Source organism: Pedobacter hartonius, from assembly GCF_900107535.1.
Lineage (GTDB): Bacteria > Bacteroidota > Bacteroidia > Sphingobacteriales > Sphingobacteriaceae > Pedobacter > Pedobacter hartonius.
In genome coordinates this window covers 161,453-174,981 of the sequence record NZ_FNRA01000003.1, presented here as the reverse complement: position 1 = coordinate 174,981, position 13,529 = coordinate 161,453, and the positions used below count along the sequence as shown (strand labels likewise).

At 41.4% G+C, this 13,529-nt stretch carries 11 protein-coding genes; 7 read left to right on the top strand and 4 right to left on the bottom strand.

All coding sequences use genetic code 11. From position 1 onward, the window contains the following. Nucleotides 1-120: 120 nt before the first annotated feature. A complete protein-coding gene (locus BLW16_RS06780; RefSeq protein WP_090555816.1) occupies nucleotides 121-951 on the bottom strand; it encodes an N-acetylmuramoyl-L-alanine amidase family protein in 831 nt (276 codons plus the stop codon). A gap of 242 nt (nucleotides 952-1,193) precedes the next feature. Between BLW16_RS06780 and BLW16_RS06775 the strand changes: the two genes are divergently transcribed. The 6 genes from BLW16_RS06775 to BLW16_RS06750 all read left to right on the top strand — a co-directional run bounded on the left by BLW16_RS06775 (nucleotide 1,194) and on the right by BLW16_RS06750 (nucleotide 9,170). Next, a complete protein-coding gene (locus tag BLW16_RS06775; RefSeq protein WP_090555815.1) occupies nucleotides 1,194-2,354 on the top strand; it encodes a glycosyltransferase in 1,161 nt (386 codons plus the stop codon). Nucleotides 2,355-2,697: 343 nt separating this feature from the next. After that, nucleotides 2,698-4,299, top strand: coding sequence for a glutaminase A (gene glsA / locus BLW16_RS06770; protein WP_217631525.1), 1,602 nt, complete (start codon nucleotides 2,698-2,700; stop codon nucleotides 4,297-4,299). 364 nt (nucleotides 4,300-4,663) lie between these two features. Continuing rightward, nucleotides 4,664-7,624: a ligand-binding sensor domain-containing protein gene (locus tag BLW16_RS06765; protein WP_090556128.1), complete on the top strand. Its 2,961-nt coding sequence runs from the start codon at nucleotides 4,664-4,666 to the stop codon at nucleotides 7,622-7,624. Nucleotides 7,625-7,656: 32 nt separating this feature from the next. Beyond that, on the top strand, nucleotides 7,657-8,301 hold the full coding sequence (locus BLW16_RS06760) for a response regulator transcription factor (RefSeq protein WP_090555814.1): 645 nt from the start codon (nucleotides 7,657-7,659) through the stop codon (nucleotides 8,299-8,301). Between the two features lie 25 nt (nucleotides 8,302-8,326). Further along, on the top strand, nucleotides 8,327-8,812 hold the full coding sequence (locus BLW16_RS06755) for an aldehyde dehydrogenase family protein (RefSeq protein WP_175470497.1): 486 nt from the start codon (nucleotides 8,327-8,329) through the stop codon (nucleotides 8,810-8,812). Further along, nucleotides 8,787-9,170 carry an ATP-binding protein gene (locus BLW16_RS06750; RefSeq protein WP_090555812.1) on the top strand — a complete coding sequence of 128 codons (384 nt, stop codon included), beginning with the start codon at nucleotides 8,787-8,789 and terminating at the stop codon, nucleotides 9,168-9,170. The genes BLW16_RS06755 and BLW16_RS06750 overlap by 26 nt, the downstream gene beginning before the upstream one ends. Nucleotides 9,171-9,327: 157 nt before the next feature. Here the strand turns inward: BLW16_RS06750 and BLW16_RS06745 are convergent, their stop codons facing one another. Continuing rightward, nucleotides 9,328-9,900, bottom strand: a complete 573-nt coding sequence (locus BLW16_RS06745; protein WP_090555811.1) for an outer membrane beta-barrel protein — start codon at nucleotides 9,898-9,900, stop codon at nucleotides 9,328-9,330. 262 nt (nucleotides 9,901-10,162) lie between these two features. Continuing rightward, nucleotides 10,163-11,041: a helix-turn-helix domain-containing protein gene (locus BLW16_RS06740; RefSeq protein ID WP_090555810.1), complete on the bottom strand. Its 879-nt coding sequence runs from the start codon at nucleotides 11,039-11,041 to the stop codon at nucleotides 10,163-10,165. 304 nt (nucleotides 11,042-11,345) lie between these two features. Between BLW16_RS06740 and BLW16_RS06735 the strand changes: the two genes are divergently transcribed. After that, nucleotides 11,346-11,981: a hypothetical protein gene (locus tag BLW16_RS06735; protein ID WP_090555809.1), complete on the top strand. Its 636-nt coding sequence runs from the start codon at nucleotides 11,346-11,348 to the stop codon at nucleotides 11,979-11,981. A 15-nt stretch (nucleotides 11,982-11,996) separates the two neighbouring features. Here BLW16_RS06735 and BLW16_RS06730 read toward each other — a convergent pair whose 3' ends face one another. Further along, nucleotides 11,997-13,307, bottom strand: a complete 1,311-nt coding sequence (locus tag BLW16_RS06730; RefSeq protein WP_175470496.1) for a M23 family metallopeptidase — start codon at nucleotides 13,305-13,307, stop codon at nucleotides 11,997-11,999. Between the last annotated feature and the right edge of the window lie 222 nt (nucleotides 13,308-13,529).

The window sequence follows — 13,529 nt, the reverse complement described above, 5'->3', positions numbered from 1 at the left end:
AAAGAGAAATTATAGATATAATCTGCGGATTGCAGATCAAGAGTTTACCTGAGGATGGATGTCAAAGGTAATAATAGGTAATAACAGTTAATAATGAAGGCCAGTTTATCTGGCCTTTTTTTAGTTCATACCTAATTGCTTATTATACTCCAGGATTGCGGTAGTAATATTGCGCACAATTTCTTCCCTTCCGGTCTGGGAGTTGATATATTCTTCTTCACCCGGATTGCTGATAAAGCCTATTTCGGTCAGTACTGCAGGCATACCTGCTTTTGCAAGAACCGCCAGGCTCTGCTCTTTTACCCCCCGGTCTACACGCCCGGCTTTAATATATTGCTGCTGAATCAAACCAGCCAGTTTAATACTTTGCCGGCGATATGCATTTTTCATCAGTGAAAGAATAATAAAGCTTTCAGGGTCATTGGGATTATAGCCTTCATAATTGTCTTTGTAATCCTTTTCCAGTAAGATAGAAGCATTTTCCCTCACCGCCGCGTCCTGTTCTCCAAGCCGTCCGGAACCGGAAACCAATGTCTCAACACCCGTTACTGCTGTTCTGCCTCTCATACTAGCAGGCATAGAGTTACAGTGAATAGAAATAAAAAGATCGGCATGGGCCCTGTTGGCAATATCAATCCTTTCATATAATGGAATAAAGACATCTTCTGTACGGGTATAGATCACTTTAAGGTTGGGAATCTCTTTTTCAAGCGTCTGGCCCAGCAATAAAGCTACCTGCAGGGCTACATCTTTTTCTCTTGAAAACTCTCCCCTAGTGGACCCGTCCTTTCCACCGTGACCGGCATCTACCACGATTGTCATGGTTTTGGCTATAGGCGGTGGCAGTAACTGCACAGGTAAAGACTGCCCTTTTACATAACCGGCATTAAGGAGAATAAGGCAGACAAAAATATTTTTAAATGATAGTGGGTTTCTAATCAGGTCAGGCATTCGTAAATTCGTGTGTTTATTCAAAATTACGAAAGATTACGATCAATTTTAAAAGTTTAACGGGAAACTATCAATGTTTTGAGAATTTTCATCTGTTCAGGCAGCCCTGTCAAATCTATATTTTGTAAGATTACGTAAATGCTGAAGCCAAATATAAATGATGTTAAGGACTTGTATTTTTAGCAAACCGCCCCCGGTTACTAAAATTCTTTCAGCAACAGATCATTTAAAAACCGATTTGAATGAAAGTTTTAGTGATACACACTTTTGACCAGCCTAAGACAGGTAGTGATCATGTGGTGAAAAATGAAATTGAACTGCTGAGTATGCATGGGATACAGGTGGAGTTGCTCCGCCTGCGGGCAAGGACTGATTTTATTTCTATCGTGCAAATGCTATTTGACTACGCTGCTTATTACAAAATAAAGCGCCGTATCCGGGCATTCAAACCGGATATCGTCCACCTCCATCATCTGGATTTCGGTAGTATGGCCGCGGCAGTTTATGCCGTAAAAAGGTTTAAACTGCCCCTTGTCTGTACACTGCATAACTATTACCTGCTGTGTCCGTCTGGTACACTATTTTACGGAGATCAGTTATATACCGGTTCACTGAAATATGACTTTTCCTATAAAAGCATTCAAAAAGCGCTTTACCGCAACTCGAAGTTCCTGACTTTTGGGCTCTCATTCAGTATGTTTATCCATCAGCTTGCAGGTACATGGCTTTATTTTGATAAAATAATTGTTTCCGGAGAATTTGCCCGGGAGCTTTTTATCCGTTCTAAACTCCGTGTACTCGCTGATAAAATGGTGGTTAAACCAGATTTTTGCTACCCTGCAGGAAAGAGAAGGCAAAAGGCAGCTCCGGCGCCTTATTATTTATATGCAGGGGAGCTTACAGATGAAAACGGAATTGCCGTTCTGCTGGAAGCATTTGCTGATAACGGGCTGCCTGTGAAAGTAGCGGGAAAGGGATTTCTGAAAAAACTGGTCTTCGGATATTCAGAATTCTATCCGAACATCAGCCTGGTGGAAACGGATGATATGGAGTATCCCGATGTTTTATTTGAAAATGCCACTGCGCTGATCTTTCCTGCGGTATGGTACGATCCCTTTGGGAGTATGGTCATCCGGGCTTTTTCCAGTGGGCTGCCGGTTATAGCGTCAGGCGCCGGTTATATCCCTGAAATGGTGACACATGGATTTAATGGGTTGCTGTTTGAGGCTGGCAGTGATAAAGACCTGAAATCCAAGATCAGTATATTTGAGGCATTAGACTGGCTGGAATGCAAAAGTTACCGTGCAAATGCATTACAAACCTATCATGATAAATATGGTCCGCAAGGCGCGTTTTCAGATCTCTCCGGCATATACCATGCTCTTGTTCAAAGGCATGCATAGGGTAAATTTACAAACTGATCAAACTTACCCCCATTTTAGGGGATAAGTTTGATCAGTTTTGGGGATATACTATGAATAATGTTATCTCCATATTTGTATTACTCATTAATGATAAACACAGGATGAGAGCAGAGGTAAACGAAACTGGCCAAAGCTGTTAGTAGTGTGAATGTCTTTATCGGTTCAATAAATTTAGTAAGTTTTAGTTCAGTATATGGCTCCTCTACCGGGAGCCATTTGCTGTTTGGACCGGTTTGACCAGTACGGCTATCCCCAATTGTGGGGATAAGAATCCCCGTTTTAGGAGATAGGAGTTAAAAGGGGATATACCGAAATTTGACCTATGGCGGCTACAGCAAAAGAAAAGGCGAATGTTAAAGTGAATGGCTCAGATCGAAGCGATTTCAACGGCATGATGGAAGTTGAATACAGCTATCTTTTTGAATGTCTCAGAAAAAACAAGGAAGATTATATCTATTTGTCAGATCTCATTAATGCCCTGGAGGCAGTGGGGATCAGGGAAAATGACCCGAGGTTAAAGCTGGACCCCGCCGAACTGGACATTGCCCCGCAGGTAGTACTGGACTATGAAAAATTTAAACATATTCTAAAGCACAGCTTCGGCGGACTGATCAAAGATGCGATCCAAGGAAATCTTATTATTCCTGACTTTGCCAGTTTCTGCAGGGAAATTACCGAGATTTATGAGCTGACAAATAAAAATAAGAATGGTAATGTTGCTACCTATATCCCTCAGCTGGGAAGGGTAGATCCGGATAAATATGCAATATCAATCTGTACAGTAAGCGGTCAGCAGTTTTCCATTGGGGATAGCAATGAAGATTTCTGCATCCAGTCTATCTGTAAGCCGATCAATTATTGCATGGTACTTGAAGAACACGGTGAAGATATTGTGCATCAGCATGTAGGAAGAGAGCCGAGTGGGATCGGTTTTAACGGGCTGGTACTCAATGAGAATAGTTTGCCGCACAATCCCATGATCAATGCAGGTGCAATAATGACCTGTTCTATGGTTAAACCAGAAATGGATATGGCAGACCGTTTTGAATATGTTTTAAATTTCTGGAATAAGATCACCGGCAACCAAAATTCACTGGGATTTAACAATTCAGTATATCTGTCAGAGAAAGAAACCGCAGACAGGAACTTCGCCCTTGGCTATTACATGAAGGAAAAAGGTGCATTCCCGGAAAATACCAACTTGTTAAGTACGCTTGAATTTTATTTTCAATGCTGCTCTATTCAAACAGATACAAATGCGATGGCTATTGCTGCGGCCACACTGGCAAATTCTGGTATCTGCCCGATCACGAATGAGCGGGCAATGGAGAACAATACAGTTAAAAACTGCCTTTCGCTGATGAATTCATGCGGAATGTATGATTTTTCAGGGGAGTTTGCTTTTACGATCGGACTGCCCGCAAAAAGTGGTGTGGCAGGAGGGCTGATGCTGGTTATTCCCAATCTGATGGGAATTGCAATATGGTCGCCTAAACTGGATAAATCGGGCAATTCGGTAAAAGGTATAGAATTCTCCAAGGAATTGGTAAAGCGTTATAATTTTCACATTTACGACAGCCTCACCCTAAATAATCCCGATAAAAAAGATCCCCGTTTAAAGAGGAACGAGGCCAAAATTGACGGTGCAATCAGCTTAAACTGGGCTGCATCTGAAGGTAATCTGCTGGAGGTTCAGCATATTTATGCCCGCGGGATCGATATCAATATGGCCGACTATGATGGCAGAACAGCGTTACATCTGGCGGCATCTGAGGGGCATGAACATATCATTGCTTACCTGATAGATAAAGGCGTCAATCTAAACCCGCGTGACAGGTGGGGCAATACGCCGCTGCAGGATGCCTACAAAGGGAATCATGATGCTACCATCCTGTTACTGGAAGCTAACCATGCCCTGAAATAAAATGTCCCCGCTATTGAGGATAAGAAATGCCGCTTTTGGGGATATAGCCTGAGTCTAATGAAACGATCATGATCTTTCAGATGATATAATCAACTGTTCCAGGATCCTGATAGCTTCATAACCGGTAAAAAAAACAATATCATCTAATGAAAATAAATTCAATGTATGTGGGCCTGATTAGCGCGCATACATTGAATTTATATTTTACCTTTGAACAATATTTTAAAATCAGTGGTTTAGGTTGAGTAGTTATTTATTGGAATTTATCAATTTTAGTAATTTTACTTTCAATTAATATTCCTATAAGGGATACTCGCCTTATATTTAGAAATTTGCAATAATGAATTACTTGGGTAAATTTAATATGCATCGCATAATTCTGGTGTTCTTTCTGCTATTTGTAAATTCATTTTATAGTGTTGCGCAGCAGGAAGACCGTTATTTTTATTCAATCAGTACGGATAAGGGTCTGTCACATCATAAAGTAAATACGATATTTCAGGATAGCCGCGGATTCATGTGGTTTGGTACTGAGGATGGGCTGAACAGGTATGACGGCAAGTATTTTACCGGATACAGCAATGATATAGCGAACAGGAGCTCCGTCTCCGGGAATATCGTTACTGATATAGTTGAAGATGAACAGAAATTTTTATGGATCTCGACCGCTGAGGGAGGGTTAAGCCGTTATGACTTCAGGCAGCCGGCACTGAGCCAGTTTAAGCAGTTCAGGCACGACGAGAATAATAAATACAGTATCCCTGAAAACCGGATAAATTATATTAAAGATGATAAAAGAGGGCACCTGTGGCTTGCTACAGGCCGTAGCTTCCTGGTACGTTTTAACAAAAAAACCGAACGTTTCGACTCGCCTATTCCTGTCGGATCACGCGGGATCTCCGGTTTATGCCTCGATGAAAAAGGAATTCTCTGGGTAGCCAAAGTTGGCGGCGGTGTACTGAAGATCAATACAGCAACGCTAAGTTATGAGCTGGCCCCTCATGAATCAGTATTCAGCAAGCATGTATCACTTACACGTAAGGCCTTCGCCAGGGATGAGATCAAATGTTTTGCTGAGGATAGCTCCTATCATGTCTGGATGGGTGGAGTGGAAGATTCCGGTTTGAAGATCTATGACAGAAAAACAGGAAAGTTCAGCAGTTATCTGTACAATCCCCTTAAAGAAGGATCCTTAGTAAATAATCATATCAACTGCATTTTTGTAGACCGCTCGGGTATTGTATGGGTTGGAACGAATAACGGGATCAGTGTGTTTAACCCTTTGTACCAGCCGTTTGAAAAGATGTATCTGCCGGGTCAGAAAAATGATGTTGTCATCTACGATTTTTACAGGGATGCAACCGGCCACCTTTGGATAGGTACCAGTGACGGCCTGTTTATCAGGGACCTCCGGTCCGGAAAATTTGAGCACCGGAAATTAATGTATAAAGGAACCCCGCTTGCGGTTACCAAGTTTTATAGTGACGTAGACGGAACTTTTTACCTGGGAACAAATTATTCGCTGTTCACCTATGACAGGCAGAAAAATATCCTGGCAGTGCTGCCAAATACGGAGCTGGATCCTGTAATGAGCAGAATTACAGACTCCAGGATCGTTTCTATTGTGAGGGATACTATCGGCTCGCATCCCGTCCTGATCGTTTCCCCCTACGGGCAGTATATTACTTATTATGATTTTGTAGATAAACGCTGGGTCTCAAAAGCAGACCCGGTAAAAAAGATCATCAAAAACTTCAATCTTAAAGACAACCTGATCCATAAATTATATAAGGCAAATGATGGAGATATCTGGGTGGCTACTGCAAAATATGGCCTGGGCGACTGGAATCCGAACGGTGCAGGTAAAATTAAATACCAGCGGGAGAACAGGGACACAGCAATCTCACTGAATGAAGATGACGTATTTGATGTACAGGAGGGGGCCAACGGCAATCTTTGGGTGAGTACTTATGGTGGCGGGTTAAAATATTATAACTCTTCAACCCATCATGTTTTTCATATCAATGAGTCCAGCAATTTATCGGAAGGAATACAAACGGATGCTGACGGCAGTATATGGATGGTCTGTAACGGCCATATGCATAAATATGACCCGAAAAAGGTAGAATACAGCTGTTATGAAGCTCCGGGTTTGCACCGGGACAGCGGCCTGAGCGGCTATATTTATAAAGACGGCGATGGTAACATGTATGTTGGAGGAACGAATTACTTTATTGTTTTTAATCCTGCCACGGTTGCAGATATTAATCATTCTCCTAATGTTTATTTTACTGATTTTAAGGTATTTGACACTTCATTTAATGAGCTGCTGTCTGAAAAGAATATTGAGCTCCAATATGACCAGAAGTATTTTTCGGTAGAGTTTTCTGCCCCGGAATATGATGGAGACAACATCCAGTATGCTTATATATTGGAGGGAATGGATAAAAAATGGATCAAATCCGGTAAAAGGAATTACGCTGTGTACGCTAACCTGCCGGCCGGTGAGTATATATTCAAGGTAAAAGCAGGTAACTGGCAGGGCACCTTCGGAAATAATGTAACTGCCATCAGGATAACTATTCTTGAACCGGTCTGGGCAACGTCATGGTTCTATACACTCATCGGATTGTTCATCATCGGTATTGCAGTTGTTTTATACCGTTACCGGATTAAGGAACTGCTGAACAGGCAGGAAGTCAGGAACCGTATCGCTGTAGATCTTCATGACAATATTGGCTCTACTTTAAGCAGTATTTCTGTATATAGTCAGGTAGCCAAGATATATCAGCAGCAGCAGAATAACTACCAGCTGGATAAGGTACTGGATACCATTGGCGAAACCGCTAGCGAAATGATCAGTGAAATGGGCGATATCGTTTGGGCAATCAACCCTAAAAATGACCACCTGAGCAGTATTTACAGTAGGATGGATTCTTATGCAAGACCGGTTTGTAAAGCAAAAAATATCAGTTTCGACCTGCATACCGACCCTAAAGTGCCATTCCTGAAACTTGAAATGAATGTCAGAAAGAACATTTACCTGATCTTCAAAGAAGCAATCAACAATTCCCTGAAATATTCCGAATCCACTGCCATAGCCGTTAAATTATATCTTAAAGACGGAAACCTGATCCTGAGTATCTATGATAATGGAACCGGCTTTGACCAGAACGAGCGCAGCGAGAACGATGAAGCTTCGCTCTCCGGCAATGGCATGAGAAATATGAAAATGCGTGCAAATGAGATCAGCGCACAACTGAAAGTTTTTAGCTCGAAAAACGGGATGGGAACCTTGATTGAAGTGCGTTATAAAATCCCGTGATAATATCTTAATCATCCAATAAAAAAAATATTATGAGTTTACGAGTAGCAATTTTTGACGACAATAAAAATATTAGGCAAAGCATAACTTTACTGATCAGTACCAATCCGGATATGGAAGTAGTCGGATCTTTTGGTAATGTCCTGAACTGTGTGAACGACTGTCTGAAGTGTGAGCCTGATATTGTACTGATGGACATCCAAATGCCCGGAATGAGCGGCATTGAAGCGGTACAGATACTTAAACATGAACTGCCCACGATCCAGATCCTGATGCAGACCGTTTTTGAAGATGACGACAGGGTTTTTGATGCCATCTGTGCAGGCGCTTCAGGATATGTATTAAAAGACGACCTGAAGAACAAGCTGATTGATGCTATTAAGGAATTGCATTTCGGAGGTTCTCCTATGAGCCCGAGCATTGCCCGCAAGGTGATCAATAAACTGCAGATCCCTGAGAAGATCAATAAAGCATCAGTTAATGAATACAAGCTTACGCCGAGAGAGAAGGAAGTATTGCTCTGTATTGTTAACGGATTGAGCTATAAAATGGTTGCTGCTGAACTTTTTATCAGTTATGAGACAGTACGTAGTCATATTAAGAAAATTTATGAGAAACTGCACGTAGCATCACTGACGGAAGCGGTAGCAAAAGCGATCAAACAGGGGATCGTTTAGATCCCTTTACATAAACATGAATTGTATGCCAGCAAAAGGAAAAATTATAACTTCTGACGGCGATCTGGAAAAAGCTGCGGGGATAATTGTCCGGGAAAAATTCCTGCACGCCGGGCAACATTGCGCTGCTCCTGACTATGTGCTTGTTCAGGAAAAGCAGAAAAATGCTTTTGTTGCACAGCTGATGTTGAAAACCAGGGACCTTTACCTCGAGAACAGTTATGAGCTGAACATGGACCGCTATTGCAGGATCAAAAATGACGTACATTTTGAACGGCTCAGGCAGATATTAAATAATGCGGTGAGGCAGGGGGCCGCGATGGTTATGGGAGGTACATTCAATGCCCCGGAACGTATCTTCCATCCAACTATTTTTACGGATGTACCTGATGAAAGAGAGATCTTGAAGGAAGAGATATTCGGGCCGATTCTATTTGTACTCACTTATCAACATATGGACGAACTCGTCCATCACAGCGATCTCAATGCTGATCTTACCACGGGCAGGTGACCGGCCTGTAAATTCTATTTTGCAGTATACCCATGTCATCCAGGCAGACTCAGCTTTGGCCGGAAATCTTACCAATGCTTTGCAGGTGGCAATGGACCGGAACAATAACCTGAACAAATTTATGTGCAACCTTGCTGATGTGGTGCGTTTGCCGGAGCCAAATAAGATGCCGATGGATATCCATGAACTTGTTTTTGCTGTAGCGATCTTAATGGCAGAAACTGCATCGAGAAAGGGAATTGATACTGAAGTTGCAGGGAATCTCTTCAGTCCATTTTTCAGCACCAAAGCCGATGGTCAGGGGTGTAGGTTTGACGCTGATCAAAGATGTGCTGATCAAAGATGGCTTTCAGTTTAACCTGGCCGGGAATGCCGATGGATAAACTGAGTTACCATCACCGTTTAAATGTTATTCAGCGTGTAATAAAAAAAGCAGTCCAACCGGACTGCTTTTTTTATTTGTCAATAGATATCTCCAGGGGAAGAGCATGCTTTAAGTTCTCCCGCTGATCTTTTTACAGGCCGAATGAATATGCTACCCTTAATCCGAGTAAGCCATTACTGCTGCCGTTATCAGTAAATTTACTGTTGTTTTCATACCTGAAACCAGCATCTATACTGTTTTTTCCGCCTACGTTAAATACATAACCGATTTGCGGCGCATAAACAAATGTGGTGGATTTATTGAATCCTGCGTCTGATTTGTTGGTGATAAATGTGGCACCAGCCTCACCCTGTACATAGAAATTTTTAACGGGGAAGTATTTCAAACCTGCTTTTACAGGAATTAACTGTAAATCTGGTCCGCTATTGCTGTTATCTGCAAATACATTATTGAAGCCTGCATTTACTGTATAGTACAACTGCTCCTTAATGATCGGGAAATCTGCCTGTACTGATCCACCCAGGCTCCAGGTGTAGGCATTGGAGAAATTGCCGACAGGTAATCCTGCATCAGCACCTACACTTAATCTGATTCCTGATCCGTAAGTAACTGCTTTTGGCGTGGTATCCTGTGCGTTTGCACTGATGGTAAAAAATGCTAAAAATGAAAGAGCTAAAACACTGATTTTAATCGAATTTTTCATGATATTAATTGTTATATATAGTATTACTGTTGTAATCTTTTTTATCTGTAAATTATACTGAGAACCCTAAAGATCCCGAAATAAACAGGTAGTAATTTTCCTTTAATGTTTTGTATATTTTCTGAGTTCATGAGCTGTTGTTTCGTATTGACATGTCAAAGATAGGACGGATCTGAAGGCACAGCAATACCAATAAATCGGTTAGAAAGACCAATTTTTCTGATTATTCACCTGCTGTATCACAACAGTGTCAGTACAGGGATTATTTGCTGTTTTTGAACTGGGAAGGATTGAGCCCTGCGAATCTTTTAAAGAAACGGCTGAAGTGTGAGCTGTTATCAAATTTGAGCTGGTCAGCTATTTCTTTTACACTCAGAGAGGATGAGGACAGGAGATACTGGGCTTCCAGAAACAGTCTGTTATGGATGATATGCAAAGCATTCTGCCCCGTTTCGTTTTTAACAATTTCGGTCAGGTGTTTAGCAGATACTGACATTAGACTGGCGTATTCCTGTACCGTTTTAAAAGTCAGGAAATGTTCCTGTACTAATTTTTTAAATTGATTTACCAACTGGTACTGCCTGCTCAGGTGCCGGGTAGAATTTATCAGACATTTTTCACATGCCCGGTTCATTTCGTACAGGAGTTCCATGAGCATTAAACGTATCATCGGCAATTGAAATGCATTTTCTAACTGGCTTTCATGCCTTATCTTTTCATACAGTGCTTTAAGGGCAGTGAAATGCTGTTCGGTAACACCATAGATGGGAGGGTAATCCGGATTTACTTCCAGCAGGTTATCCACGGTATTTTCTTTGAAAAAATTATTGGTAAGGAATTCCTTTTTGAACAATACACGGTATAGCACAAGATCCTCCGAAGGAGCTTCACTGGAATGGATAAATGCAGGGGAAAGCAGATGAATGGAATGCGGGTAGACATCAAATATAAAAGGACCTATGGTCTTTTTATAAGTTCCGCTCAGACAAAAAACAAGTTCATAATAGTCTGTCTTTTCCGGTGCCTGATCATAAGTGGGATGATGGTCAAATAAAATAGCGAAATCTTCAATTGAGCTGCCAGGTTTGGGAATTTCCTGTGTAACCCGGGGAATATTTAAAACTGATAAACTCTGGTCCATGTTAATTGTCTTTTGTAAAAATAAACAACAATTACTGCCGATTTTTTATCATTTGAACCTTTAATCCAGAAATGATACTATCATGGCATATCTTATAATTAGCATTCTATCAGAATCGTATCTTTTGGTGTATGATATTTATTAATAGGTAGCAATATTGTTGTTTTTTATTTAAAATGTAATTATTAGTAATTAATTCGATTGAATTTTAATAAATTAGATGTACAAGTAGAAACGTTATACTAACAGGATAATTATTGAAAAAGGGAAATAACTAAAATAAGTTAAATCAATAAAATTACGCATGGCCGTTCAACACTATGAAAGTAAAGATATAATGCCGATGGTCCTATCAGTATTAACTATTGCAGTGTTTAATCTGACGCATGTTGCTTTTAAGGTGGCAATTGAAAAAGAATTCCCGGATATCAAAGGTTTAATCTCTACAGATATACTTGATAAGCCAGCGCTGGAAATGTTAGAGACCATGCCTGAAAATGAGTGGTCTAAATTGATCAGCGAATGCATCCATTCGATAGAGAATAGTATTACTACACTTGCTTTTTATTATGATCAGGACTGGCACCAGGAATTTAAAAAGACAAAACCTATTGATATGTCGATCGATTTTTTAAAAAAGATAGGTTTTTACAGAAATGACGATGAATTTGAAAATCACTGGGATGAACTGGAGAACATTACCCGGTTCTGCAGTTATGTATTTTATCTGCTTTGCAAAATAATTCTTTCCGGAAGGATAGACTTCGATGTTTATTATGAAGGGTACGATATTGATTTTGCAAGGCTTTACATGGAAGATCTGGCCGTTCTGGCCAATGGAAACCAGCAGGATGTACTTGTACTGAGCAACCTTGGGTTTGAAATGCTGGATTATTATGTAAGACTGGTGCAATTGGAGAGCAGGGATGGTTTGCATTGAGGAAATGCAGAGGTGTTACTCAACTTTAACCCATCCTATTTCATTGGACGCGTATCTTACCAACTGATAAGTTTGAAAATCTCCAAGCAGTTCGACGGTACTCCCTGGCTTGAGGTTTGATTTCAGGCATCCGGAAAGACTGTCCGGATGATCATACAGTTCTTTCGCCGAGCTGAACTTTAGTTTACGCAGTGGCTTGATGATACTTGCAAGGACTTTGCCGGGAATAAATCCTGGTTTGCCGTCGGGCAGTTCTACTTTATACCAGTTGCTGCTTGCTGCATTGACCTTAACTATCGTACCGGATTTTAAGGAAATGATTTTCCGGGCATTGCTTTCAGGAGATGCATAGATAAATGACGCGCCGGACGTACGCAGTGTTGCATTTAAATTGATGAGCGAGGCACTGACTTTAGCGGCAGTTTTAACGGTCGTATTCACAAAGGGGAAAGGGTCTACCGTTCCGCCGGAGGTATATATTCCGAAATGCAGGTGGGGCAGGGTCGTCTTTGCATTCCCGGTATTGCCAACCAAACCTAAGGTGTCACCGGTAACCACAACCTGTCCTTCTGCTGCCAGCTGCTGATCCAGATGGGCATAATATAAGATATAGTCTCTATCTTTCGGCCGCAGCCAGACTACCTTACCGCCAAGCTTATTGTCATTCACCCTGACCACGGTTCCTTCCGCTGAGGCCACTACCGGAGTATGATAGGGGGCGAAAATATCTATTCCTTCGTGTTTCCTGGAATTTGCATCTCTACCATCACCAAACAAGCTTTTGATATGGCTGCTGTTTGACGATTTCACAGGGAAGGCCAGGGAAGGGCCTGCCGTGATTTCAAGGGTATACTGGCCGCTGCGTAACAATTCCGGCTGAAGCCTGATAAAAATCATTCCTCCGGTTTTTACGTCAAACATGAGGGCGTTGCCAACCGTGTCAGCAGAAACGAGGTGTTTCATCTGACCATCTTTTGACTGTTCCCATACGTCAGTATAGATCATAAACTGGTTTTCTGGTTTTTTTGAGATCCTGACGCTGATTTTTTGCCCCTGGACTACACTTAAACGGTATGCCGCTGCAGGAACAGTTTCAGCAGCGAAATAACCGGTTTCTCGATAGGGGAGCTCAACAGTTAATGCCTTCTGAAGAATGGACAGGGACGACACAATCCAGGCAGAGCCAATGGCCGTTTTATCAAGACCAGCCGAAACAAGTTTATGCTGGTACTGCTCATGCGGGGATGTAGGTTTGAAAAGATTTACTGTTCCTGACTTGCATGAAAACAGCAGGATAGAAAAAACGGTCAGATAAAGTTTAACCATGTGCAAACTGGCTTGTGTAGAAATGCATTTTGTAATCATAGGGTAGCTCTTGTGTTATAAACAACAGTAAAGCAACGAAGTTTTTGAAATTCTACGGCAGGGTGGATGGTTTTAATGAAAGATTTGATAGTCTTTATTGGAAATATCATCAGCTTATCTATATGAATGTGTTCAAATTCGTAAAAAATAAAGAATCACAGGATATCCTTCAAGATGTGTTCG

Bases quoted from the DNA above. Each gene is read 5' to 3' on its own strand.
- BLW16_RS06775 (WP_090555815.1), top strand. From the start codon at position 1,194: ATGAAAGTTTTAGTGATACACACTTTTGACCAGCCTAAGACAGGTAGT.
- BLW16_RS06745 (WP_090555811.1), bottom strand. From the start codon at position 9,900: ATGAAAAATTCGATTAAAATCAGTGTTTTAGCTCTTTCATTTTTAGCA.
- glsA (WP_217631525.1), top strand. From the start codon at position 2,698: ATGGCGGCTACAGCAAAAGAAAAGGCGAATGTTAAAGTGAATGGCTCA.
- BLW16_RS06765 (WP_090556128.1), top strand. From the start codon at position 4,664: ATGCATCGCATAATTCTGGTGTTCTTTCTGCTATTTGTAAATTCATTT.
- BLW16_RS06730 (WP_175470496.1), bottom strand. From the start codon at position 13,307: ATGGTTAAACTTTATCTGACCGTTTTTTCTATCCTGCTGTTTTCATGC.
- BLW16_RS06780 (WP_090555816.1), bottom strand. From the start codon at position 951: ATGCCTGACCTGATTAGAAACCCACTATCATTTAAAAATATTTTTGTC.
- BLW16_RS06750 (WP_090555812.1), top strand. From the start codon at position 8,787: ATGCTGATCTTACCACGGGCAGGTGACCGGCCTGTAAATTCTATTTTG.
- BLW16_RS06755 (WP_175470497.1), top strand. From the start codon at position 8,327: ATGCCAGCAAAAGGAAAAATTATAACTTCTGACGGCGATCTGGAAAAA.
- BLW16_RS06735 (WP_090555809.1), top strand. From the start codon at position 11,346: ATGGCCGTTCAACACTATGAAAGTAAAGATATAATGCCGATGGTCCTA.
- BLW16_RS06740 (WP_090555810.1), bottom strand. From the start codon at position 11,041: ATGGACCAGAGTTTATCAGTTTTAAATATTCCCCGGGTTACACAGGAA.
- BLW16_RS06760 (WP_090555814.1), top strand. From the start codon at position 7,657: ATGAGTTTACGAGTAGCAATTTTTGACGACAATAAAAATATTAGGCAA.